This window comes from Labrenzia sp. 5N, from assembly GCF_012395805.1.
In the GTDB taxonomy this organism is placed as follows: domain Bacteria; phylum Pseudomonadota; class Alphaproteobacteria; order Rhizobiales; family Stappiaceae; genus Roseibium; species Roseibium algicola.
Genome location: NZ_JAAZTM010000005.1, coordinates 120,521 through 140,137 on the forward strand (window position 1 = coordinate 120,521; position 19,617 = coordinate 140,137).

Genomic DNA, 19,617 nt, shown 5'->3' on the forward strand with positions numbered 1-19,617 from the left:
TCTGAAATGAAGAGCTATTAAATCCCTCCGGCTGGCCGCCGGCCCGCGTGATCCGGACAGCCGTGTTAGCGGGTGGCTACCACTTACGCCTTGTCGGCACAAGAGCCCCGGCCTTGCCAGCCGCCGGAATCCGCTTCAAAAGAGGGAAGTTGCCGTTCTCCAAGAAGTCCAGATGCACGAACAACCGACATCCAATATCACCCTGCCGCACCGGCGCCTGAAACTCGATACGCTGGTGCGCCTGCGCTGGCTTGCGGTGGGCGGCCAGTCCGCAGCGCTCTTGGTCGTGCATGTCGGTCTGGGCTATCCGACGCCGGCCGGACCTGCCTTCGCCATGGTGGCCCTGTCCGCCTGGCTCAACATCTTCCTGAAGATCCGCTGGCCCTCGGCCATGCGCCTGTCGGAACGCGCCGCAGCCCTGCAGCTTGCCTATGACATCCTGCAGATGAGCGGGCTTCTGTTCCTGACCGGCGGTCTGGGCAATCCATTCGCGTTCCTGCTGATGGCACCGGTGATGGTGTCCGCGACGGGCCTGTCGGCCCGTTACACGGTGATCCTCGGTATTCTGGCCACGGTTTGCGCCAGCCTGGTTGCGGTTTTCCACCTGCCTCTGCCATGGCCGGTGGGCGACGACTTCTCGCTTCCAATCGTCTATTCGGTCGGCATCTGGACAGCACTCGTCTCCACGCTCGGTTTCATGGCGATCTATGCGTTCCGGGTTGCCGAAGAGGCCCGCCAGATGGCGGACGCGCTTGCGGCAACCGAACTCGTGCTTGCCCGTGAGCAGCATCTCAACGCGCTTGACGGGCTGGCAACCGCGGCCGCGCATGAGCTCGGCACGCCGCTTGCCACCATCTATCTGGTGGCCAAGGAACTGACGGACGAATTCGAGGCGAGCGACCCCAGGGCCGAGGACGTGGACCTGATCCGCTCACAGGCCGAGCGCTGCCGGTCGATCCTGCGTCAGCTCACGAGCCTGTCGAGCGAGGAAGACCGGACCTACCAGCGCATGCCGGTGTCGCAACTGCTGGAAGATGTGGTCGACCCGCACAGGGGCACGGGCGTTGCGATCCACTCCACCGGGTCCGGAACCGGCGCCGAGCCGGTGGGTACACGAAACGCGGCAATCCGTTACGGACTTGGCAACCTGCTGGAAAATGCCGTCGACTTCGCCAAGACCCGCGTCGATGTGTCCGCCAGTTGGGACGAAACGACACTCTCGATTTCAATCAAGGACGACGGTCCCGGATTTTCGGTCGAAATTCTGGGCAAGATCGGCGACCCCTACGTTTCCGTGCGCGGCGGAAAGTCGCCGCAACGCGGCACCGGCGGAGGGCTTGGTCTTGGCATCTTCATTGCCAAAACCCTGCTGGAACGCACGGGTGCCAAGCTGCATCTGGAAAATTCGGCCCCACCCCAGACAGGGGCTCACATCCGCGTAAGCTGGCCGCGCAAGGTGTTTGAACAGGACGGCAGAGTGGACGAAACGGCTTTTTCACCCCATAACGGCAATAAAGCGCAAACAATGCATGCTGTGCCCGTGAATCCATCCGGGGTGCAGGAGAAGACGCAAGAATAAGACCGGTAGAGCCAAATGACGGACCAGACACCTGCCCTGAACAGTTCGGAGGACATGACCCTCCTGATCGTTGACGACGACAAGCCGTTTCAGCAGCGCCTCGCACGCGCCATGGAAAAACGCGGCTTTACGACGGAAACAGCAGACAGTGTTCAGGACGCGGCCGGCAAGATTGCCCAGAATGCCCCGGCTTTCGCCATTGTCGACATGCGGCTTGAAGACGGCAACGGTCTTGATGTCATCGAACAGCTTCGCCAGCGCCGTCCGGATGCCCGCGCCATCGTGCTGACCGGATACGGCAACATTGCCACTGCGGTCACGGCGGTCAAACTGGGGGCCATCGACTATCTCGCAAAGCCCGCCGATCCGGACGATATCGTTGCCGCGCTTGCGCGCAAGCCCGAAGACAAGGCGCAACCGCCGGAAAATCCGATGTCGGCCGACCGGGTCCGCTGGGAACATATCCAGCGGGTGTACGAGCTTTGCGACCGCAACGTTTCGGAGACCGCACGCCGGCTGAACATGCACCGCCGAACCCTGCAAAGGATCCTGGCAAAGCGCGCGCCGCGCTGAGAAAGCCGGGGCTTCCCGCCATTGCGGGCTTGCCCTTAGACTGCCACTTTGCCTAAGTATTCCCAAACGGTGCTAACCTGCGCTCCCACGGAGATCGCTTATGCGGCTTGATGCTGCCCATGTTCTTGTTACCCCCGCGCTGAAATCCGGCCTGCTGGCCGCGTGCAGTGTGGTTCTTATGATGTCGGCTTTGCCTGCACAGGCTCAATCGGTTCCCGAAACCGTGCGCATCAACGTGGAACCGCCGCAACCCGGCATCCGGTCCATCACCGTGAACAAGAAATACCGGCCGATCATCAGCCGCGACGACAAGGGTGTCGTCATCGACACGATGGGCAGCGACAACAAGTTGCCGCCCTGTGACGTCAAGCTTGAAGTCACTCTGGAAAACAGCCGCGTCCTGCATCGGGATGCCAGCTTCTGCTCCGGCGGCACGCTTGTGGTTGACGTCTCGAACGACGGCAAGCCGGGCGCGGTCGCCCGCATCGTCGGCACAACTTCCGGAACGGCCGCCGGCCCGGTTTCCAATGCTCCGGCAGCAACACAGTCTTCCCAGCAGGATCGACCTGCCGAAGGACAGCAGACCGCTTCCAACTCCAACGGAACATCGACCCCATCCGTTGAGGAAATCAAACCGCCTGCCGAAGAGGGCGGGCTGAAGCCGCTCGACCAGGTCGATACCCCGATTTCCGCACCCGGCACCGAAACGGCCTCCCTGCCTGATGACATCGACACGGTTACCGGTGACGGTTATCCGGGTGCCGCCAATTCCGAACCGGTTCTGGTGAGCCCGAACGAGGCGCGCGAGTGGCTGGCCGAACCGGGTACGCAGCCCGGAACACCATCGCTGCTTCAGCACGCCGTAGCGCAAACCGACGACCGGGATTTCCGGGCCGATTGCACCACCCAGTCCGGGTTTGCCAAGATCACGTTCCAGCAAGCTCCCGCCGGGCTTCTGGAAGGCATGCCGCAGGCAGTGCGCATTTCGGCAGGCGAATTCGACAGCGTCTACAATGCTTTCGGTTCTTCCAGCGCCAATGAAGCCGGCACGTCGCTGCCCGAAGTCAACATTGAAATGACCGACCCGCTGTGGGAGGCCATGATCAAGCAGTCTGCCCTGTCGATCGCGGTCGAAGGCCTGCCTGCACACGAAGTTTCCCTGAAAGGCAGCGCCAACCCGGTGCGCCTGTTCGTTGCCACCTGCGCCCAGCCTCAGCAGATCGTTTCGGACGATGCCTACGGCAGCGGTGCAGAAGAAGCGAACTCGGATCTTTCCTGCTCCGAGGCAGGTCGGGTGCGGTCGGTCGAAGCCGTCCGGCCTGGTCAGATCGTGTTCCGAAACGCCAGCCGTCAGCCCATCGAGGTGAGCTGGGTGGATTACCGCGGTGGCGAGCGGCCCTACGCGCGCCTTGAGCCGGGGCAGATCCTGGAACAGCAGACCTATGTTTCCCACGCCTGGACCGTGCGCGGCTCCAGTGGCGAATGCCGGGGTATTTACGTCACCAAGACCCCGTACCGGGAAGTCGTTATCAACGGACCGGCGAACTTCGGTGCCCCCGGTAACAACGGCTTTGGTAACAACGGGTTCGGCAACAACGGCTTCGACAACAATGGCGGTACCTGGGGTGCCCCCAACGGTGGCGGCTTCGACGGTCAGCCCGGCAACGATTTCCCGTCCGGTCCCGTCCCCCCGGGATCCATCGAAGGCTCAAACCAGCCGAATTTCCAGCAACAGCAGACGGCTCGCGCCAATGTGGCCGACTACCTGTGCACCGCCGGCATTGACCTGAATGTCGTGTTTTCGCCGGACATGCAGTCCGCAACCGTTGCTGAAATGGGCTATGGCGCAGTCACCCTGCAGAGACAGGGCAGTGCCAACACGTTCTATTACGAGTCCCAGGGGCATGTGCTGAAGGGGCAGGTTCAGAATGCCACCTGGTCCCGTCCCGGATTGCGGGACGTGTTCTGCGCCCGCAGATAGATTTCAGACACTCCTGTAAAAAACGACAGGTTTTATACTTGGTAGAAATCCGGACTGTCTGACAGTTTTCGGTGCCCTAATCGTTTTAACGGCATAAATCGGCTGTCTTCTTAAGCATTTGGTCAATCATTAAGAGGAAACCTTGTCGGACAGAGTTCGATAGGAATCACTTAACCATGTCCTTCGCCCGTTGGCCCATTACCTGGAAGATCAGCCTCCCGATCGCAACCATCCTGCTGTTCACAGCCGCGATCTGTGTGGTCAGTCTCAACAGTCTTTATTCGGCGATGTTCGCGGAACGCCTCAAAAAGATTGAAGAAATCACCGAAGGCGCGGTTTCGATCGCCGCCTATTACCATGGCCAGGAAGCAAGCGGGCATATGACCCGCGAAGAGGCCCAGGCCTCAGCCCGGGAAGCCATTGGCGCCATCCGGTTCGAAGGCGACAATTATGTCTTCGCCTATGACTACCAGGGCATGAACCTGGTTCATCCGAACGCAAAGCTCGTCGGCACCAACATGATCGGCTTCTCCGACAAGACGGGTGTGAAGATCGTTGCCGAACTGATCAAGGATGCCAAGGCCGGCGGCGGTTCGCTGCTCTATTACTGGCCGCGCACAGCCGGCGAAGAACCGATTGAAAAATATAGCTGGGGTTCCGGTTTCGAACCCTGGGGCTGGATGATCGGCACCGGGGTTTACGTTGACGATCTCGAAGCTGCCTACTGGAGCGCTGCCACTTCGATCATCGCTCTGGCGCTTGTTGGTGCCCTGATTGCGATCGGCATTGCCTTTGTCGCCGTCCGAAACACGGTTCGCCCGCTGCGCGCGCTGACCGACAACATGAGCCTGCTGGCCGATGGCAACACCAGCATCACCATTGACGGCACCGACCGCGGCGACGAAATCGGCCAGATGGCAAGTGCCATGGAAGTTTTCGTCCGGAACGAAGCTGCACGGCGCGAGCTTGAAGAGCAGCAGAATTCCAGCCAGGAAGACGCTGCCCGCAAGGGAGCCGAAATCCAGCAGCTCAGCGGCGACTTCGATCGTCAGATCATGGAAATGCTCAACATCATCGACAGCTCCGTGCAGAACCTGCAGGCTGCTTCCGCCGACATGACCGGCGTCGCGGCACAGACCACGGAACAGAGCGGTCGCGTTTCCAACGCCTCCTCCCAGGCAGCCCACAACGTTGAAACCGTTGCGGCGGCGGCGGAAGAACTGTCGGCCTCGGTCAACGAAATCCGCCGTCAGGTGCAGTCTTCCAGCGAGATTGCGGCCCGCGCTGCCGGAGAAGCCCAGGCAACCAACCAGCGCATGCATGGCCTTTCCGAAAGCGCCAGCCGCATCGGCGAGGTCGTGAACCTGATCCAGGCGATCGCCGAGCAGACCAACCTCCTTGCGCTTAACGCGACCATCGAGGCGGCACGCGCAGGCGAAGCCGGCAGGGGATTTGCGGTCGTTGCGGCGGAAGTCAAGGAGCTGGCCACCCAGACTTCCAAGGCGACCGAGGAAATCTCCAGCCAGATCACGGCGATCCAGGATGAGACCGGTCATGCGGCCAGCGCCATCTCCTCGGTTACCGAGATCATCAACAACATGAACGAAATCGCCTCGTCCATCGCTTCTTCCGTGGAAGAGCAGGGCGTCGCGACGCAGGAAATCGCCAGCAACGCGACTGAAGCCTCGCGTAGCACGGTTGAAGTGACCACGAACATCGAGACCGTTGCAGCGGCTGCCGAAAACACCCGCGACACCGCGGAAAAGGTCGATAGCTCGGCCCAGCAGCTGAAGGAAAACGCCTCGATGCTGCGCAATCAGGTTGGCACCTTCCTGCAGGAAGTCCGCAAGCGCTCCGTGGCCTAAGGTCCGGCCACCAGACGCAAAAAGCCCGCAGTCCCTCAAAGACTGCGGGCTTTTTCGTGTCTGCTTCCAAGTGGTATGTCAGCCCGGCGGGGTCGTCAGAAGGCCTTCTCCAAGAACCTTGAAAGCGTCGATCACCTTCTTCAGGTCCGCTTGCGGGTCATCGCTTGCCGCAATCCAGAGCGCTGCATTGAAGGCAGCGCCGTTCAGAAGCCGCGCAGCGGCTTCCGCGTCGACGGGTTTTACCAGGCCTTCGGCGATCAGACGTTCAAGCGCACTTGTCGTTGTCTGCAGGCAAACATTCTGGCTCGGCCACTGTGACGGATCGCCAAGTACGGATGGCCCGTCCAGCAGCACGATACGCTGCACTTCCGGCTTCAGAGCCATCTCGATATAGGCGATGCCTTCTGCCATGAGCGACTCCCATTCGCTCCCGCCAAGCCGGCTGGCGGCTTCCTTGGCTTCGGCTGCAATTTCGCCATCGAGCTGATTGACCACCGCCTGCAGAAGGCCCTTCTTGTCTCCAAAATTGTGATAAAGCGCGCCGCGCGTCAGGCCGACAGAAGCGGTCAGTTCATCCATGGACGCAGCCGCGTAGCCCTGTTCGGCAAAGGCTTTTCGCCCTGCCGCTATCAGCTTTGCCCGCGTTTCCTCCATCATTTCGGCTCGTTTTCCAGGCGCCATCCTTACCTCGCAAATACGCATACCTCGCGTATGTCAATTGACATACGGCGCGTATGTGAGTTATTCACATACGCAGCGTATCTCAATAAGCGTTCCCCGTTAAGCCCGGTTTCACACCGAAGCTCCAACCCTGAAAGGACAGAACATGACCAAGAGCCAACCCGTTTTTCCGGAAGGTCGTCACGCCTTATATGACACGCATAAATACTCGGCCGCTCTTCGCTCCGGCGACCTTCTTTTTGTATCCGGTCAGGTCGGCAGCCGCGCAGATGGCACGCCTGAACCAAACTACGAAGACCAGGTGCGCCTGGCCTTTGAAAACCTGCAAGCCGTGCTCAAAGCGGCCGGCTGCGGACTGGACGACATTATCGACGTCACGACCTTCCACACGGACCCGGAAAACCAGTTCGAGAGCCTGATGAAAGTGAAGGACGAGGTTTTCGAAGAAGCGCCTTATCCGAACTGGACGGCCGTCGGCGTCAACTGGCTGGCCGGTTTCGATTTTGAAATTAAGGTCATCGCACGAATTCCCGACGACGCCTGACACTTTTTCGGCAGACCTGCCTTCCGGTTTCAGCGAGCCTGAAGGCAGGCCAGACCGAAACCAACCGTTCAACCGTTGCAAGCAGCGACGTGGCACACCACGTGCGGAAGGCGCTGGGAGACGGACACTGACCTTCTCCAGCGCATGTCTGCCGATGCATGTTCAATGGAGACCAGGTTATGAACGACGCCACGAATTGGCACCTTTCCGAAGAAATCCGGACATCTGCCGGTGTCGTCATGGCGGGCCGGGCGGGTGAAGGGCCGTCGCTGGTGCTCGCACACGGCTGGCCGTGGTCGTCCTGGTCCTGGCATCGGCTCATTCCGGAACTCTCCAGGAAGTTCCGCGTCCACTGGTACGACATGCCTGGATACGGCCAGTCGGCAAAGTCACCGGACCAACGCACGTCCCTCGACATTCAGGGCAAGGTCTTTGCCGAAATGCTCGATCATTGGCAACTCGAACGGCCATCGGTTGTGGCCCATGACTTTGGCGGGGCAACAACGTTGCGGGCGCATCTTCTGCACGGCTGCGATTTCGACAAATACGTCTTGATGAACGTCGTTGCCCTCAGCCCCTGGGGGTCGGAGTTCTTCGATCACGTCGGCCGCCATGTGGAAGCCTTTGTCGGGCTCCCGCCGCATATCCACCGCGCGGTTGTCGATGCCTATATCGGCGGCGCCCTTGTCAACGAAATCGGGGCCGAGGCCCGCGCGGCACTGGCAAAGCCCTGGCTGACCGAAGAAGGCCGCGGCAGCTTCTATCGCCAGTTCGCCCAGGCAGACGAAGCCTATACCAACGAGATCGAACCGCTTTACGGCGACATCCGGTGCCCGGTGAAGATCCTTTGGGGAGAGGACGATCCGTGGATCCCGATCGACCGGGGCCGGGCTCTGCACGCCGCCATTCCGCAGTCGACATTCGAAGCGCTGCCGAACGCCGGCCACCTGCCGCAACTCGAGGTGCCGGATCTTGTTCTAGCCAAGCTGGGTGCCTTCCTCTGAGGGACAGGCGTCAGCTGCAGCTCAGATCTTGCGCAGGGCGACCTTGGCAATCTTGTGACTGGAATCCTTGGTCAGGATCAGGTCGGCGCGAGGCCGCGTCGGCAGGATGTTTTCGCGCAGGTTGACCAGGTTGATGTCGTTCCAGATGCGATTGGCGGTCGTGACGGCTTCCTGATCCGTGATCCGCGAATACTTATGGAAATAGGATCCCGGATCGCGGAAGGCCGTCTCGCGCAGGCGCATGAAGCGGTCGACATACCAGTTCAGCAGCAGGGTTTCATCGGCATCGATATAGACCGAGAAGTCGAAGAAATCCGAAACGAACGGCACAGCCCGCCCGTCCTTGGGCAATTCGCGCGTCTGCAGCACGTTGAGGCCTTCGACAATCAGAATATCGGGCCGGTCGACCGTCACCGTGTGGCCGGGCATGACATCGTAGTAGAAGTGCGAATAGACCGGTGCCCGGACGAACCTCTTGCCTGCCTTGATGTCGGACAGGAATTTCAGCAGACGTGGCCTGTCGAAACTTTCCGGAAAGCCCTTCTTGGACATCAGCCCTTCGGCTTCCAGCACCGCGTTTGGATACAGGAACCCGTCGGTGGTGATCAGGTCGACCTTGGGACTGGCCGGCCAGCGGGCCAGAAGCTCACGCAGGACGCGCGAAGTGGTCGACTTGCCGACAGACACCGACCCGGCAACACCGATAATGAACGGCGTCTTGCCGTCGCGGGTGCCGAGGAAGTTCTGCGTTGCCTGAAAGATGCTGATGGTTGCTTCGGCATAAAAGGCAAGCAGACGGGAGAGCGGCAGGTAGATTGTCTCGACCTGCTCGATCGAGACCGGCGCATTGAGGCCCTGCAACTGGGCCACCTCATGCGCATCCAGCGTCATGGGCGTGTCCGCACGCAGTCTTGCCCACTCGCGCTCGGTGAACACCTGGTAGGGGGACAGATCCATGTCCAGGGCCGTGGCGACTTTCTGATCCATTACTTCGCAGTTCCTGCTGCGCGGCTGAACGCCGGATCCGGTACAGAGCCTGCAGGCCCTGGATTATTCCTGAGGCCGGGACGCCTTTTCTTCCAGTCCGGTCTGTCCCGTACGGCTCGCAAGCTCCTTCATAACATCCCCGAGGGGGACATTGGAGACATTGAGAACCACCAACAAGTGATAAAGCACATCGGCGGCCTCGGCCGTCAATTCCTGCCGGTCCTTCTGAACGGCGGCAATCGCCGCCTCAACCGCTTCTTCCCCCAGCTTCTGGGCGCATTTGGCAACGCCCTTGTTGACGAGCTTGCGCGTATAGGACTTGTCGTCCGCGCTATTCGCACGTGCAGCAATAATGGCGTCCAGATCTTCCAAAGTGAAGTCGGTCATTCGGCTAGTTCCCTTGAGGCCGTTTCAGGCGTCGAGGCGCATCGGTACGCCGGCGTCGTTCATGTAGTGCTTGGCTTCCTGAATGGTATATTCGCCAAAGTGGAAGATCGAGGCGGCCAGCACCGCAGTGGCATGGCCATCACGGATGCCTTCCACCATGTGATCCAGATTGCCGACACCGCCCGAGGCGATCACCGGCACCGGCACCGCATCGGCAATCGCCCGGGTGAGGGCGATATTGTAGCCGGACTTGGTGCCATCCCGGTCCATGGACGTGACCAGCAGTTCACCGGCGCCCAGTTCGACAACCTTCCTGGCGAACTCAACAGCATCGATGCCGGTGGCATTGCGGCCGCCATGGGTGAAGATCTCGAATTTTTCCGGTTCGCCCGGAGCGTTGACCTGCTTGGCATCGATGGAAACGACGATGCATTGCGCGCCGAATTTTTCCGCCGCTTCGCGCACGAAATCCGGATTGGTAACGGCCGCCGTGTTGATCGACACCTTGTCGGCTCCGGCAATCAGCAGCTTGCGAATGTCTTCCACCGTGCGCACGCCGCCACCGACGGTAACCGGCATGAAACAGGCTTCGGCCGTGCGCCGGACAACGTCGTAGATCGTGTCCCGGCCCTCGTGACTGGCGGTGATGTCCAGAAAGCAGAGCTCGTCCGCCCCGGCCGCGTCATAGGCCTTGGCGGCTTCCACCGGATCACCGGCATCGACCAGATCCACGAAGTTGACGCCCTTGACGACACGGCCGTCCTTGACGTCGAGACAGGGAATGACACGGGCTTTCAAGGTCATGATGCTTTGCTCCGCGCGGCCAGGATCAATTCCATGGCTTCTTTCGGATCGAGACGGCCGTCGTAGAGTGCACGGCCCGAGATTGCCCCTTCCAGGATGGCGCAGTCCGGCTCCAGCAGGCGGTGAATGTCGTCGATCGACGCAAGGCCGCCCGAGGCAATGACCGGAATGGAGACGGCGCGGGCAAGTTCCAGCGTCGAGGGAATATTGAGACCTTTCAGGACGCCGTCGCGATCGATATCGGTGTAGATGATCGCCGCAACGCCTGCATCCTCAAACTGCCGGGCAAGATCGACTGCGGTAAGTTCGGACGTTTCCGCCCAGCCCTCGACGGCGACATAGCCGCCCTTGGCATCAATGCCGACGGCAACCTTGCCCGGGAACTTGCGGCAGGCTTCCTTCACCAGGTCCGGATCGCGCACGGCAACAGTGCCCAGGATGACGCGGCTGATGCCCTTGTCCAGCCAGGTTTCGATATGTTCCAGCGTCCTGATCCCGCCACCCAGCTGCACCGGGTTCTTCGTTGCCCCCAGAATGGCATCGACAGCCGCGCCGTTGACGCTCTCGCCGGCAAAGGCGCCGTTGAGATCGACCACATGGAGCCATTCGAAGCCCTGATCCTCGAACGCCCGGGCTTGCGCACCCGGGTTGTCGTTGAACACGGTTGCCTGGTCCATGTCGCCCAGTTTCAGGCGAACGCACTGGCCATCCTTCAGATCGATGGCGGGAAAGAGGATCATGTCGCTTTAAATTCCTTCAACGATGACGATTTCGCCATCGGCTACTTTCTGGCGGATTTTCACCGCTTCCTGATATTCCGGCGAATTATAGCAATCAACCGCGTGCTGGAAGCTCGGAAATTCGATGATGACGTTGCGCGCCCGGCCCGGGCCTTCGATGGCATCGGTCTTGCCGCCGCGGGCAAGGAAATTGGCGCCGAACCGCTCGAAGGCGGGCTTTGCCGTTTCCACGTATGCCGGATATCCGTCGGCGTCATGCACGTCGACACGGGCGATCCAGTAACCTTTGCTCATGTTGGCCTCCCAGGCGCTACTTGTTTAAGGGGTCCAGTCCAGGAAATTGGCGATCAGCTCCAGACCGAGCCGCTGGCTTTTTTCCGGGTGGAACTGGGTGCCGATCATGTTGTCCTTCGCCACCATGGCAGTGAAGGTGCCGGCATAGTCGAACGTCGCCAGGCGGTCTTCCGCCCTGGCGCAGGCAAAGTGGAACGAGTGCACGAAATAGGCGTGCAGGCCATCCGGTCCCGTTTCCAGCCCCTTGAAAACCGGGTGGCTTTCCGGGCGAACCTCAATGGTGTTCCAGCCCATGTGGGGGATTTTCAGTGTCTTGTCTGCCGGTTCCATGGCGGTAACGTCGCCTTCGACCCAGCCAAGGCCTTCTACGGTCTCGAATTCCAGGCCGCGGCTTGCCATCAGCTGCATGCCGACGCAGATGCCGAAGAAAGGCTTGCCGTCCTTGCGCACGACCTGTTCCAGCGCCTCGGGCATGCCTTCGACAGCCCACAGGCCGCGCTTGCAGTCGGCAAAGGCGCCGACACCCGGCAGCACGACACGGTCGGCCTTCAGTACCCTTTCGGGGTCGGACGTCACGATAACGTCGGGCGTGTGGGCGTGGGCGCGGGCCGCGCGCTCAAACGCCTTTTCGGCCGAGCGCAGGTTGCCCGAGCCGTAATCGATAATCGCAATTGTCATTGACGGGTCTCCGGACCGAGGGTCAGGCCCACCACCTGCTCGCTACCGATCCTCGGGATGATCGGTTGGGAGGCGGGGCGCTGTTGCCGGTCGATTTGAGGTCTGGGCGGCGACACTCGGTCAGCCGCCTTGTGGAGAAATCGGAGTTCGGCTTCGCTCTTGTTGTGCGCGTCGACGATGCCGACAACGCGCCAACCCTTGCGCTCCAGCGACCAGCGGCGCAGTGCCTGGGCCTCGAGGCCGAACAGGATGGAGGTGAAGAGGGCAACGACGGCCATGGCTTCCTGACTGACGGACAGCGCCAGCAACTCGATCACCAGCGTCGCGGCGAGATAGCCAAGCAGCACCAGCCACATGCGGTTGACCAGCAGCCAGATGACGGCAAACAGGAACGCAAGCGTCGAGAAGCCGTCCGGAACGAAGGCAAGCCTATCGGTCTGGCGAGGATCGCCAGCCACGTCTTCGAATTCTGGCGGAGCCATCACAACATATGTGCTCATGCGCCGTTTCCTGCCCTAGCTGCCGAGCTGGCCCTTGGTGGTCGGAATGCGGTCTGCCTGCCGCGGATCGATCTCCACCGCCTTGCGCAAGGAGCGCGCAACCGCCTTGAAGCAGGTTTCGGCGATGTGATGGCAATTGGAGCCATAAAGGTTGGCAATATGAAGGGTAATCCCGGAATTCATCGCAAATGCCCGGAAAAACTCCTCGAACAGCTCCGTGTCGAATTCACCGATCTTGTCCCGGTCGAAGGTGACGTCCCAGACCAGGAAGGGACGGCCGGACACATCCAGCGCGCAGCGGGTCAGTGCTTCATCCATGGCAAGATGGGTATCGGCGTAACGGGTGATGCCCGCCATGTCGCCCAGCGCTTCGGAAATTGCCTGGCCCAGCGCTATGCCGGTATCCTCGACCGTGTGGTGAAAGTCGATATGAGTGTCGCCATCGGCACGGGCCTTGATGTCGATCAGCGAATGTCGCGACAATTGCTCCAGCATATGGTCGAAGAACCCGACGCCGGTCTGGACGTCGTATGCGCCCGTGCCGTCCAGGTTGATCTCGACCGCGATGCGGGTTTCCTTGGTGTCGCGCGATACACTCGCTGTGCGCATGTGCTGATGCCCCGTGGGTAATGGGAAAGAAGAACCGCGGTGTTGTAGCAGCCTGAACCGTCTAAGAAAATAGCGGTTTCATAGTGAAAGGGTTCTGTGGCCGGACTATCTTGCAGACAGGCAAATCGGCATTCGTCTGTCGCCGCGTTCCTGAAATCCATTTTGGGGGAAATCCATCATGTACAAAAAAGCCATTTCAGAAGGCGGGATTGCCGTCGTTACCGGTGCTGCCAGCGGCGTCGGACTGGCCGCTGCCACCCGCTTCGCCCAGGCAGGACTGGGCGTCATTCTTGCCGATCTGCCCGGTCCGGCCCTTGAAGAGGCAACGGAAAAGGTGCGTGCCGCCGGTACGGTCGGTGTCGATATTTTCGCGGTTCCGACCGATGTCGGTGACATGGCGCAGGTGGAAGCCCTGGCCGAGAAGGCTTTTCAGACCGGGCCCGTCGCGGTCCTGATGAACAACGCCGGCATCAGCCTGCCGACCTCTGCCTGGGAGGGGTTCGACAACTGGGTCCGCCTGATGGACATCAATTTCTACGGTGTCCTGCGCGGTGTCCATGCCTTCACGCCGCGCCTGATCGAGGCTGCCCGCCCGGCTGTCATCGTCAACACCGGATCGAAGCAGGGCATCACGACACCTCCGGGAAACCCCGGCTACAACACCACCAAGGCAGCCGTGAAGGTGCTCAGCGAACAGCTTGCCCATGAACTGCGGCAGGCCGGAGCGCCCATTTCGGTACATCTGTTCGTTCCGGGGTTCACCTACACCGGCATGACCGCAAGCCATTTTCCGGAGAAGCCGGATGCGGCCTGGACCAGCGAGCAGACCGTCGATCACTTCATCGAGCGGATGTCAGCGGGCGATTTCTACATCCTGTGCCCGGACAATGACGTCGACAGCACCAGGGACAATCGCCGGGCAGAATGGGCCATCGGCGATATCATTGAAAACCGGCCGCCGCTGTCGCGCTGGCATGACGACTACAAGGATGCCTTCGCGGAATTCGAGCGCACAGGCAAGGCGTAGTTCTGGGTAGTTCTGGCGCTGGGCGATCCTTGGTGCTATGCACTGGCACCTGCCCCAAAATCCGAGGATCTGCCCATGCCGACCAGCCCTTTCTCCCCGAAAACCGCTCTCGACCGCCTGATGCTGCCTGTCGACGTGCCGACGGTTGCCGAGGCCGAGAAGCTGGTAAAGCAGACTGAAGGCAAGGTCGGTGTCTACAAGATCGGCATGGAACTTCAGTTTGCCGGCGGGTTGGAATTCGCCCGTGACCTTGCGCGTGACGGCAAGAAGATCTTTCTGGACGTCAAGCTGCACGATATCGACAACACCATCGAAAAGGCCGTACGCAATGTCGCCAAGATGGGCATGACCTTCATGACCCTGCACGGCTACCCGAAAACCATGCGCGCTGCCGTGAAAGGCCTGCGGGAAGAGGGCAATCCCGATCTGTGCCTGCTTGGGGTGACGGTGCTGACCTCCATGGACGAGCAGGACCTGGTCGATGCAGGGTATCGCGGCCCGATTGCCGATGTGGTGGAAGCGCGCGCGAAGGACGCCCGTGTGGCTGGCATGGGCGGCATCGTCTGCGCCGCCACCGAAGCCACAAAAATGCGCGCCATCCTTGGAGACGAGCTTGTGATCGTCACCCCCGGCATCCGCCCTGCCGGCAGCGACGCCGGAGACCAGCGCCGGGTGATGACCCCGGCGGACGCGATTCAGGCTGGTAGTGACTACCTGGTGGTCGGCCGCCCGATCAGCCGGGCCGAAGATCCAGGTGCGGCGGCCGATGCCGTGGTTGCCGAAATAGAAGAGGCGCTGAACCTGCCGCCGCTAGTCGATAACACCGGTAACCGGAAAGCCGCATCCTTCGGCAACTTTTCGATATGACGCGGTAAATCCGCTCAGGGAAGCGGTATAGATAAGGCCGCTCGGTCCGACGATATCGATCTGCCCGTTCCGTTGCATCGCCTGCAGGACGCGCTGAGCGTCCTCGATCGGGAAATAGGTCTGGGCGACGGCGAAACCGTCTTCATCGAAATAGGCTTGGACCGTTGCCTGCGCGCTGTCGCCGTCATCAAAGACGAAATTGACCTTCTGGTCATTCTGAAGAACCGTCGCATGGCCGCGGACGGCACGTTCCGTCAGCTGGACACCGGGGAAGAAGTCCGGCGGCAATGCATCGCTGTTGGACGTCGCAAAGCCTACGGTGGGCAGGCCGTCGCCGCCGGTCCACATGGTGCAGTTGATACGAAAGTCTTCGCCCGTATCAAACGACTGAATCTCTACATTCCAGTCCTTGTAAGAAAAATACTGTTCCTTGGCCTGAACAGCGGAAGCGGCAAGCAGGCCGAGTCCGAGGCCGGTCAAAATTCTGAATGTCATCAAAAAGTCCCCGAAAAGGTAGGATGACGCCAACTCAACACCGAAAACCTTAAAATACGTGACTGATGTCAGGCGTTTTTTGGCATTACCCTTGTCGGGTCCTACTTCCTCCCCTGAACCACGCGGACCGGGTTCCGCCATGCTTTCCCGGGATGACACAAGTACTTTCCGGAACCGTTTCTTTCCCTGGAGAGCAGGGGTATAGGCCGGTTGACCAAGGCCAGAAAAAAACCACCGCCGAAGCGGTGGTCCAGTTTGCTACAATCACGTGATCTCAGGTCACGCTGCCTGGTTGTCTCCATTGGCCGCAGACCGAAGAACCATGCCGTAGAGGTCACGCGGGTCGTCCGGATCAGCCAGCAGGTCGAGCTTCTCGAAGTGACCGGTTCTGGGCAGAAGATCGCGGACATAACGCAGGGCGGCAAAGTCCTCGATGGCAAAGCCGACGCTGTCGAACAGCGTAATCTGGTCCTGCGAAGTGCGGCCTTCGGCCTTGCCGGCGTAGACCTGCCAGAGTTCGGTAACCGGATGATCGCGGTCGAGCTGCTGGAATTCACCCTCGATATGAGTCTGGTCCGGGAACTCGACAAAGATATCTGACCGCAGCAGGATATCGCGATGCAGTTCGGTCTTGCCCGGGCAGTCGCCGCCGACCGCATTGATGTGAACGCCGGTGCCGACCATGTTGTCGGTCAGGATCGTCGCCGATTTCTTGTCCGCGGTTACGGTGGTGATGATCTGCGCGCCTTCGATCGCATCTTCCGGCGTCTTGCAGATGGTCACGTTCAGCCCGGAATTGGCGAGGTTGCGGGCAAGGCGCAAGCTTGCAGCGCTATCAATGTCGTAGGCGCGGATGTCGGTGATCCCGAGCATGTCCTTGAACGCCAGGCACTGGAAGTCGGACTGTGCGCCATTGCCGATGATCGCCATCGTGGTGGACCCCCTGGGTGCCAGGTATTTGGCGGCAAGTGCCGAGTTGGCTGCCGTGCGCAGGGCCGTCAGGATGGTCATCTCGGTGAACAGCACCGGATAGCCGGTCGTCAGGTTCGACAGAACACCAAAGCCGGTAACAGTCTGCAGGCCATCACGGGTGTTGCCGGGATGGCCGTTGACATACTTGAAGCCGAAGGTCTTGCCGTCACTGGTCGGCATCAGCTCGATAACGCCCTGAGGCGCATGCGCCGGAATACGCGGTTTCTTGTCGAAGCTTTCCCATCGCAGGAAATCCTGCTCGATATATTCGGCGATGCCACGCATGAAGGTTTCGACACCAATCGCGCGGACATTGCGCATCATGTTGTCGACGCTAACGAAGGGCACATAGGCCAGATCCGACGGCAGGAGATTGATGGGGCTGTTTGACATTGTTCGGTCCTCTAGAAGCTTCTTGTCGGCCGGTCGAAGACCCGGCGGCCAAACAGGCTGCCAGTCAGTTCGACCATCAGACGCGCGGTTTTTCCGCGTTCGTCCAGGAAGGGATTGAGCTCGACCAGGTCGAGAGAGGTGACGAGGCCACTGTCATGCAGCATCTCCATCACCAGATGGGCTTCGCGGAAGGTCGCGCCGCCCGGAACGGTGGTGCCGACGGCCGGGGCGATTGACGGATCCAGAAAATCGACATCCAGGCTGACATGCAGAAGGCCGTTTTCGGCCCTTACGCGCTCCAGAAACGGCTTCAGAAGAGTGCCGATGCCTTCCTCGTCGATCCGGCGCATGTCGCTGACACCGACGCCGTGGCTGACCAGCAGGTTGCGCTCGGCATCATCGATCGAGCGAACGCCGAGGATCTCGACATTCTGCGGCTTCAAGGTGTGTTCCAGCGGGCTGCCGAGCAGATCGTCAAATCCGGGTAGACCGCACAGAAACGCGAGCGGCGTACCGTGAAGGTTGCCGCTGGCGGTGCTGTCCAGCGTGTGAAAATCCGAATGCGCATCGAGCCAAAGCACGAACAACGGGCGCCCGAGTGCGGCTGCCGCCCTTGCCTGACCCGAAACGGTGCCCGCCGCCATGGCGTGATCGCCGCCAAGATAGATCGGAAAACCCGGTCCTTCGCCAAGTTCCGCCGCCTTCTGGTGGAGCGCCCGGGTCCAGGCAACATAGGCGCGGTAATTCCGCAGTATCCTGTTGGGAGGGGTGAGGCTGCCAACCTCCGCCGGGCTCAGATTTCCGTGGTCGACGACCAAATGGCCGAGTTCCTGTAGCGTCTCCTGCAGGCCGGCGGTTCGATAGGCGTCCGGTCCCATGAGGCAGCCGCGCTGACCGGCGCCTTCATCCACCGGAGCTCCAACCAGCACAATCTGTTTCTCAACGACGTTCACGTCCTGCTCCGCCCCAAAATTCAACTGTCAAAAGTGTGCTGAAACGCCGCGGCGGAGTAAATCCGGACACTTGATCAAAAGAGCAGCCAGATTTATCATTTTGATAAGCTCAATTTATCGGAATGAAAAAATGGACGATCTGGATCTTCGATTGATCTCGCTTCTGCGCCATGACGGGCGGCGGTCAGTGTCCGAATTGGCAGGTGATCTGAAGGTCTCGCGCGCCACCGTGCGCTCTCGCATGGAGAAGCTGGTCGACACGGGAGAAATCCTGGGATTTACCGCCGTCCTGCGCGACGACTGGCGCGATCTTCCAATCCGCGCGGTGACGCTGGTGGTCGTAGACGGCCACAACACCGAACCGGTGATCCGCTCGCTCAGCGCCATGACGGAGGTTCGCGCGATCCATTCCACAAATGGCAAGTGGGATCTGGTACTGGACGTCGCCACGCGCGATCTTGCTGCCTTTGACGATGCACTCAATCGCATTCGCCTGATCGAGGGTATTACCGGCACGGAGACGAGCCTGCTTCTGACCACCCGCAAGGGACCGGCGGTTTCGGCCAGCGAATTCAAGGATGTTCTGGGGTAGGAACGCCAGTCCCGGTTTCTGTGCCGTCATTCCGGCCGTGTGAAGCGGAACCTGGTACCAAAGCGACAAGGATCATGAGACGGATCGCAAATCGGGTCGATCCCCTGTTGTTCGCCGACTAAGATCGGAGCAGACTTCAAGTTCAGCATGAAGAAACCGCCATGACCAAAGCGCTTGACCTTACCAGCCTGACGTCCGAACCGACCCCGATCTCCATCGGCGAGGAGGCTGCGCAGCACTACGACGTCGTTCGCCGCACCTTGAAGCGGATCACCGAGGACTGGCGCGAGCAGCCCACGCTGGACCAGCTGGCCAGGGAAGCCGGTCTTCAACCCATCCAGCTGCAACGTGTGTTTTCGCGCTGGGCCGGACTGACGCCGAAGCAGTTCCTGCAGGCAATCACGCTGGATCACGCCAAGGCGCTGCTGCGCGAGTCCGCCAGTGTTCTCGACGCAACCTACGAAGTGGGCCTGTCCGGATCCGGCCGGCTGCACGACCTTTTCGTCACCCATGAAGCCATGACGCCTGGCGACTATCGCAATCGTGGCGCGGGTCTTTCAATTGCCTACGGCTTTCATCCATCCCCCTTTGGCCAGGTTCTGGTGATGGCCACCGACAAGGGTTTGGCCGGTCTGGGATTTGCCGATCCGGGCGAGGAAACTTCCGCCCTGGAAGACATGTGCGAGCGCTGGCCCGCAGCCGCTTTCGTCCAAGATCAGGATGCGACGGCGCAATTTGCCCGGCGCGTCTTCGATCCGAAAAAGTGGCAAGAGGATCAACCGCTCAACATCGTTATGATTGGTACCGATTTTGAAATCAGGGTCTGGCAAACCCTGCTGAAGATCCCGATGGGCAAGGCCACCACCTATTCCGACATCGCCGCCTGCCTCGGCAACCCGAAGGCGTCCCGCGCTGTCGGCACCGCAGTCGGCCGCAACCCGCTCTCGTTCGTCGTCCCCTGCCACAGGGTGCTCGCCAAAGGCGGCAAACTCGGCGGCTACCACTGGGGCCTCACCCGCAAACGCGCCATCCTCGGCTGGGAAAGCGGCTTGTCCGGGCCGGTTCTGGAGTGTGTTTGAGGGGGCAAAATGA

The 19,617-nt window shown here is 60.7% G+C and carries 22 protein-coding genes; 10 read left to right on the forward strand and 12 right to left on the reverse strand.

The features are described from left to right. Positions 1 to 172: 172 nt before the first annotated feature. From HEP89_RS07930 to HEP89_RS07945, 4 genes are all read left to right on the forward strand, one after another. Positions 173 to 1,579: an ActS/PrrB/RegB family redox-sensitive histidine kinase gene (locus HEP89_RS07930; RefSeq protein WP_023002410.1), complete on the forward strand. Its 1,407-nt coding sequence runs from the start codon at positions 173 to 175 to the stop codon at positions 1,577 to 1,579. A gap of 15 nt (positions 1,580 to 1,594) precedes the next feature. Then, positions 1,595 to 2,152 carry an ActR/PrrA/RegA family redox response regulator transcription factor gene (locus HEP89_RS07935; RefSeq protein ID WP_031269958.1) on the forward strand — a complete coding sequence of 186 codons (558 nt, stop codon included), beginning with the start codon at positions 1,595 to 1,597 and terminating at the stop codon, positions 2,150 to 2,152. A gap of 100 nt (positions 2,153 to 2,252) precedes the next feature. After that, a complete protein-coding gene (locus tag HEP89_RS07940) occupies positions 2,253 to 4,133 on the forward strand; it encodes a hypothetical protein (protein WP_075283222.1) in 1,881 nt (626 codons plus the stop codon). Between the two features lie 176 nt (positions 4,134 to 4,309). Further along, positions 4,310 to 5,998, forward strand: coding sequence for a cache domain-containing protein (locus HEP89_RS07945; protein WP_168691744.1), 1,689 nt, complete (start codon positions 4,310 to 4,312; stop codon positions 5,996 to 5,998). 78 nt (positions 5,999 to 6,076) lie between these two features. Here the strand turns inward: HEP89_RS07945 and HEP89_RS07950 are convergent, their stop codons facing one another. Continuing rightward, positions 6,077 to 6,655 (reverse strand): TetR/AcrR family transcriptional regulator, encoded by a 579-nt coding sequence (locus HEP89_RS07950; protein ID WP_139314177.1) that lies wholly within the window; start codon positions 6,653 to 6,655, stop codon positions 6,077 to 6,079. A gap of 169 nt (positions 6,656 to 6,824) precedes the next feature. Between HEP89_RS07950 and HEP89_RS07955 the strand changes: the two genes are divergently transcribed. Continuing rightward, entirely contained in the window at positions 6,825 to 7,223 is a 399-nt protein-coding gene (locus HEP89_RS07955; RefSeq protein WP_168691745.1) for a RidA family protein, read from the forward strand. A gap of 179 nt (positions 7,224 to 7,402) precedes the next feature. Beyond that, positions 7,403 to 8,227, forward strand: coding sequence for an alpha/beta hydrolase (locus tag HEP89_RS07960; RefSeq protein ID WP_168691746.1), 825 nt, complete (start codon positions 7,403 to 7,405; stop codon positions 8,225 to 8,227). A 21-nt stretch (positions 8,228 to 8,248) separates the two neighbouring features. Here HEP89_RS07960 and coaA read toward each other — a convergent pair whose 3' ends face one another. The 8 genes from coaA to hisB all read right to left on the reverse strand — a co-directional run bounded on the left by coaA (position 8,249) and on the right by hisB (position 13,226). Continuing rightward, complete coding sequence (coaA, locus tag HEP89_RS07965; RefSeq protein ID WP_023002417.1) at positions 8,249 to 9,214, reverse strand: type I pantothenate kinase; 966 nt, start codon at positions 9,212 to 9,214, stop codon at positions 8,249 to 8,251. A gap of 63 nt (positions 9,215 to 9,277) precedes the next feature. Then, entirely contained in the window at positions 9,278 to 9,601 is a 324-nt protein-coding gene (locus tag HEP89_RS07970) for a phosphoribosyl-ATP diphosphatase (RefSeq protein ID WP_023002418.1), read from the reverse strand. A gap of 24 nt (positions 9,602 to 9,625) precedes the next feature. Next, on the reverse strand, positions 9,626 to 10,405 hold the full coding sequence (gene hisF, locus HEP89_RS07975; protein WP_023002419.1) for an imidazole glycerol phosphate synthase subunit HisF: 780 nt from the start codon (positions 10,403 to 10,405) through the stop codon (positions 9,626 to 9,628). After that, the gene (gene hisA / locus HEP89_RS07980; protein WP_062485950.1) at positions 10,402 to 11,145 is read right to left on the reverse strand and encodes a 1-(5-phosphoribosyl)-5-[(5-phosphoribosylamino)methylideneamino]imidazole-4-carboxamide isomerase; all 744 of its coding nucleotides are present in this window, start codon (positions 11,143 to 11,145) and stop codon (positions 10,402 to 10,404) included. Before hisA ends, hisF begins: the two co-directional genes overlap by 4 nt. 6 nt (positions 11,146 to 11,151) lie before the next feature. Continuing rightward, positions 11,152 to 11,439 (reverse strand): DUF1330 domain-containing protein, encoded by a 288-nt coding sequence (locus tag HEP89_RS07985; protein WP_023002421.1) that lies wholly within the window; start codon positions 11,437 to 11,439, stop codon positions 11,152 to 11,154. A gap of 24 nt (positions 11,440 to 11,463) precedes the next feature. After that, entirely contained in the window at positions 11,464 to 12,117 is a 654-nt protein-coding gene (gene hisH, locus HEP89_RS07990) for an imidazole glycerol phosphate synthase subunit HisH (protein ID WP_023002422.1), read from the reverse strand. Further along, positions 12,114 to 12,617, reverse strand: coding sequence for a DUF2628 domain-containing protein (locus HEP89_RS07995; protein WP_031269963.1), 504 nt, complete (start codon positions 12,615 to 12,617; stop codon positions 12,114 to 12,116). The genes hisH and HEP89_RS07995 overlap by 4 nt, the downstream gene beginning before the upstream one ends. 15 nt (positions 12,618 to 12,632) lie before the next feature. Next, positions 12,633 to 13,226, reverse strand: coding sequence for an imidazoleglycerol-phosphate dehydratase HisB (gene hisB / locus HEP89_RS08000; protein ID WP_023002424.1), 594 nt, complete (start codon positions 13,224 to 13,226; stop codon positions 12,633 to 12,635). Positions 13,227 to 13,404: 178 nt separating this feature from the next. Between hisB and HEP89_RS08005 the strand changes: the two genes are divergently transcribed. Continuing rightward, positions 13,405 to 14,253, forward strand: a complete 849-nt coding sequence (locus HEP89_RS08005; protein WP_168691747.1) for an SDR family NAD(P)-dependent oxidoreductase — start codon at positions 13,405 to 13,407, stop codon at positions 14,251 to 14,253. Positions 14,254 to 14,328: 75 nt separating this feature from the next. Next, a complete protein-coding gene (gene pyrF, locus HEP89_RS08010; RefSeq protein ID WP_062485957.1) occupies positions 14,329 to 15,120 on the forward strand; it encodes an orotidine-5'-phosphate decarboxylase in 792 nt (263 codons plus the stop codon). On the opposite strand, the gene HEP89_RS08015 is transcribed toward pyrF, so the two are convergent. The 3 genes from HEP89_RS08015 to rocF all read right to left on the reverse strand — a co-directional run bounded on the left by HEP89_RS08015 (position 15,064) and on the right by rocF (position 17,933). Beyond that, a complete protein-coding gene (locus HEP89_RS08015) occupies positions 15,064 to 15,615 on the reverse strand; it encodes a hypothetical protein (protein WP_139314178.1) in 552 nt (183 codons plus the stop codon). The genes pyrF and HEP89_RS08015 overlap by 57 nt on opposite strands. Before the next feature lie 279 nt (positions 15,616 to 15,894). Then, a complete protein-coding gene (locus tag HEP89_RS08020; RefSeq protein WP_152508977.1) occupies positions 15,895 to 16,980 on the reverse strand; it encodes an ornithine cyclodeaminase in 1,086 nt (361 codons plus the stop codon). 11 nt (positions 16,981 to 16,991) lie between these two features. Further along, positions 16,992 to 17,933 carry an arginase gene (rocF, locus tag HEP89_RS08025; RefSeq protein WP_168691748.1) on the reverse strand — a complete coding sequence of 314 codons (942 nt, stop codon included), beginning with the start codon at positions 17,931 to 17,933 and terminating at the stop codon, positions 16,992 to 16,994. A 130-nt stretch (positions 17,934 to 18,063) separates the two neighbouring features. On the opposite strand from rocF, the gene HEP89_RS08030 reads away from it, so the two are divergent. Both HEP89_RS08030 and HEP89_RS08035 read left to right on the forward strand, forming a co-directional pair. Continuing rightward, the gene (locus tag HEP89_RS08030) at positions 18,064 to 18,525 is read left to right on the forward strand and encodes an Lrp/AsnC family transcriptional regulator (protein WP_023002430.1); all 462 of its coding nucleotides are present in this window, start codon (positions 18,064 to 18,066) and stop codon (positions 18,523 to 18,525) included. Positions 18,526 to 18,686: 161 nt separating this feature from the next. Next, positions 18,687 to 19,604, forward strand: a complete 918-nt coding sequence (locus tag HEP89_RS08035) for a bifunctional helix-turn-helix domain-containing protein/methylated-DNA--[protein]-cysteine S-methyltransferase (protein ID WP_168691749.1) — start codon at positions 18,687 to 18,689, stop codon at positions 19,602 to 19,604. The last annotated feature ends 13 nt before the right edge of the window (positions 19,605 to 19,617 follow it).

What these genes read in the sequence shown, in the direction of transcription:
- HEP89_RS07945 (WP_168691744.1), top strand. Translation starts at nt 4,310, where the DNA reads ATGTCCTTCGCCCGTTGGCCCATTACCTGGAAGATCAGCCTCCCGATC.
- HEP89_RS07930 (WP_023002410.1), top strand. Translation starts at nt 173, where the DNA reads ATGCACGAACAACCGACATCCAATATCACCCTGCCGCACCGGCGCCTG.
- HEP89_RS07940 (WP_075283222.1), top strand. Translation starts at nt 2,253, where the DNA reads ATGCGGCTTGATGCTGCCCATGTTCTTGTTACCCCCGCGCTGAAATCC.
- HEP89_RS07950 (WP_139314177.1), bottom strand. Translation starts at nt 6,655, where the DNA reads ATGATGGAGGAAACGCGGGCAAAGCTGATAGCGGCAGGGCGAAAAGCC.
- HEP89_RS08030 (WP_023002430.1), top strand. Translation starts at nt 18,064, where the DNA reads ATGGACGATCTGGATCTTCGATTGATCTCGCTTCTGCGCCATGACGGG.
- HEP89_RS07995 (WP_031269963.1), bottom strand. Translation starts at nt 12,617, where the DNA reads ATGAGCACATATGTTGTGATGGCTCCGCCAGAATTCGAAGACGTGGCT.
- hisB (WP_023002424.1), bottom strand. Translation starts at nt 13,226, where the DNA reads ATGCGCACAGCGAGTGTATCGCGCGACACCAAGGAAACCCGCATCGCG.
- HEP89_RS08015 (WP_139314178.1), bottom strand. Translation starts at nt 15,615, where the DNA reads ATGACATTCAGAATTTTGACCGGCCTCGGACTCGGCCTGCTTGCCGCT.
- HEP89_RS08035 (WP_168691749.1), top strand. Translation starts at nt 18,687, where the DNA reads ATGACCAAAGCGCTTGACCTTACCAGCCTGACGTCCGAACCGACCCCG.
- HEP89_RS07955 (WP_168691745.1), top strand. Translation starts at nt 6,825, where the DNA reads ATGACCAAGAGCCAACCCGTTTTTCCGGAAGGTCGTCACGCCTTATAT.
- hisF (WP_023002419.1), bottom strand. Translation starts at nt 10,405, where the DNA reads ATGACCTTGAAAGCCCGTGTCATTCCCTGTCTCGACGTCAAGGACGGC.
- HEP89_RS07985 (WP_023002421.1), bottom strand. Translation starts at nt 11,439, where the DNA reads ATGAGCAAAGGTTACTGGATCGCCCGTGTCGACGTGCATGACGCCGAC.
- hisH (WP_023002422.1), bottom strand. Translation starts at nt 12,117, where the DNA reads ATGACAATTGCGATTATCGATTACGGCTCGGGCAACCTGCGCTCGGCC.
- HEP89_RS07960 (WP_168691746.1), top strand. Translation starts at nt 7,403, where the DNA reads ATGAACGACGCCACGAATTGGCACCTTTCCGAAGAAATCCGGACATCT.
- coaA (WP_023002417.1), bottom strand. Translation starts at nt 9,214, where the DNA reads ATGGATCAGAAAGTCGCCACGGCCCTGGACATGGATCTGTCCCCCTAC.
- HEP89_RS08020 (WP_152508977.1), bottom strand. Translation starts at nt 16,980, where the DNA reads ATGTCAAACAGCCCCATCAATCTCCTGCCGTCGGATCTGGCCTATGTG.
- HEP89_RS08005 (WP_168691747.1), top strand. Translation starts at nt 13,405, where the DNA reads ATGTACAAAAAAGCCATTTCAGAAGGCGGGATTGCCGTCGTTACCGGT.
- HEP89_RS07935 (WP_031269958.1), top strand. Translation starts at nt 1,595, where the DNA reads ATGACGGACCAGACACCTGCCCTGAACAGTTCGGAGGACATGACCCTC.
- HEP89_RS07970 (WP_023002418.1), bottom strand. Translation starts at nt 9,601, where the DNA reads ATGACCGACTTCACTTTGGAAGATCTGGACGCCATTATTGCTGCACGT.
- hisA (WP_062485950.1), bottom strand. Translation starts at nt 11,145, where the DNA reads ATGATCCTCTTTCCCGCCATCGATCTGAAGGATGGCCAGTGCGTTCGC.
- pyrF (WP_062485957.1), top strand. Translation starts at nt 14,329, where the DNA reads ATGCCGACCAGCCCTTTCTCCCCGAAAACCGCTCTCGACCGCCTGATG.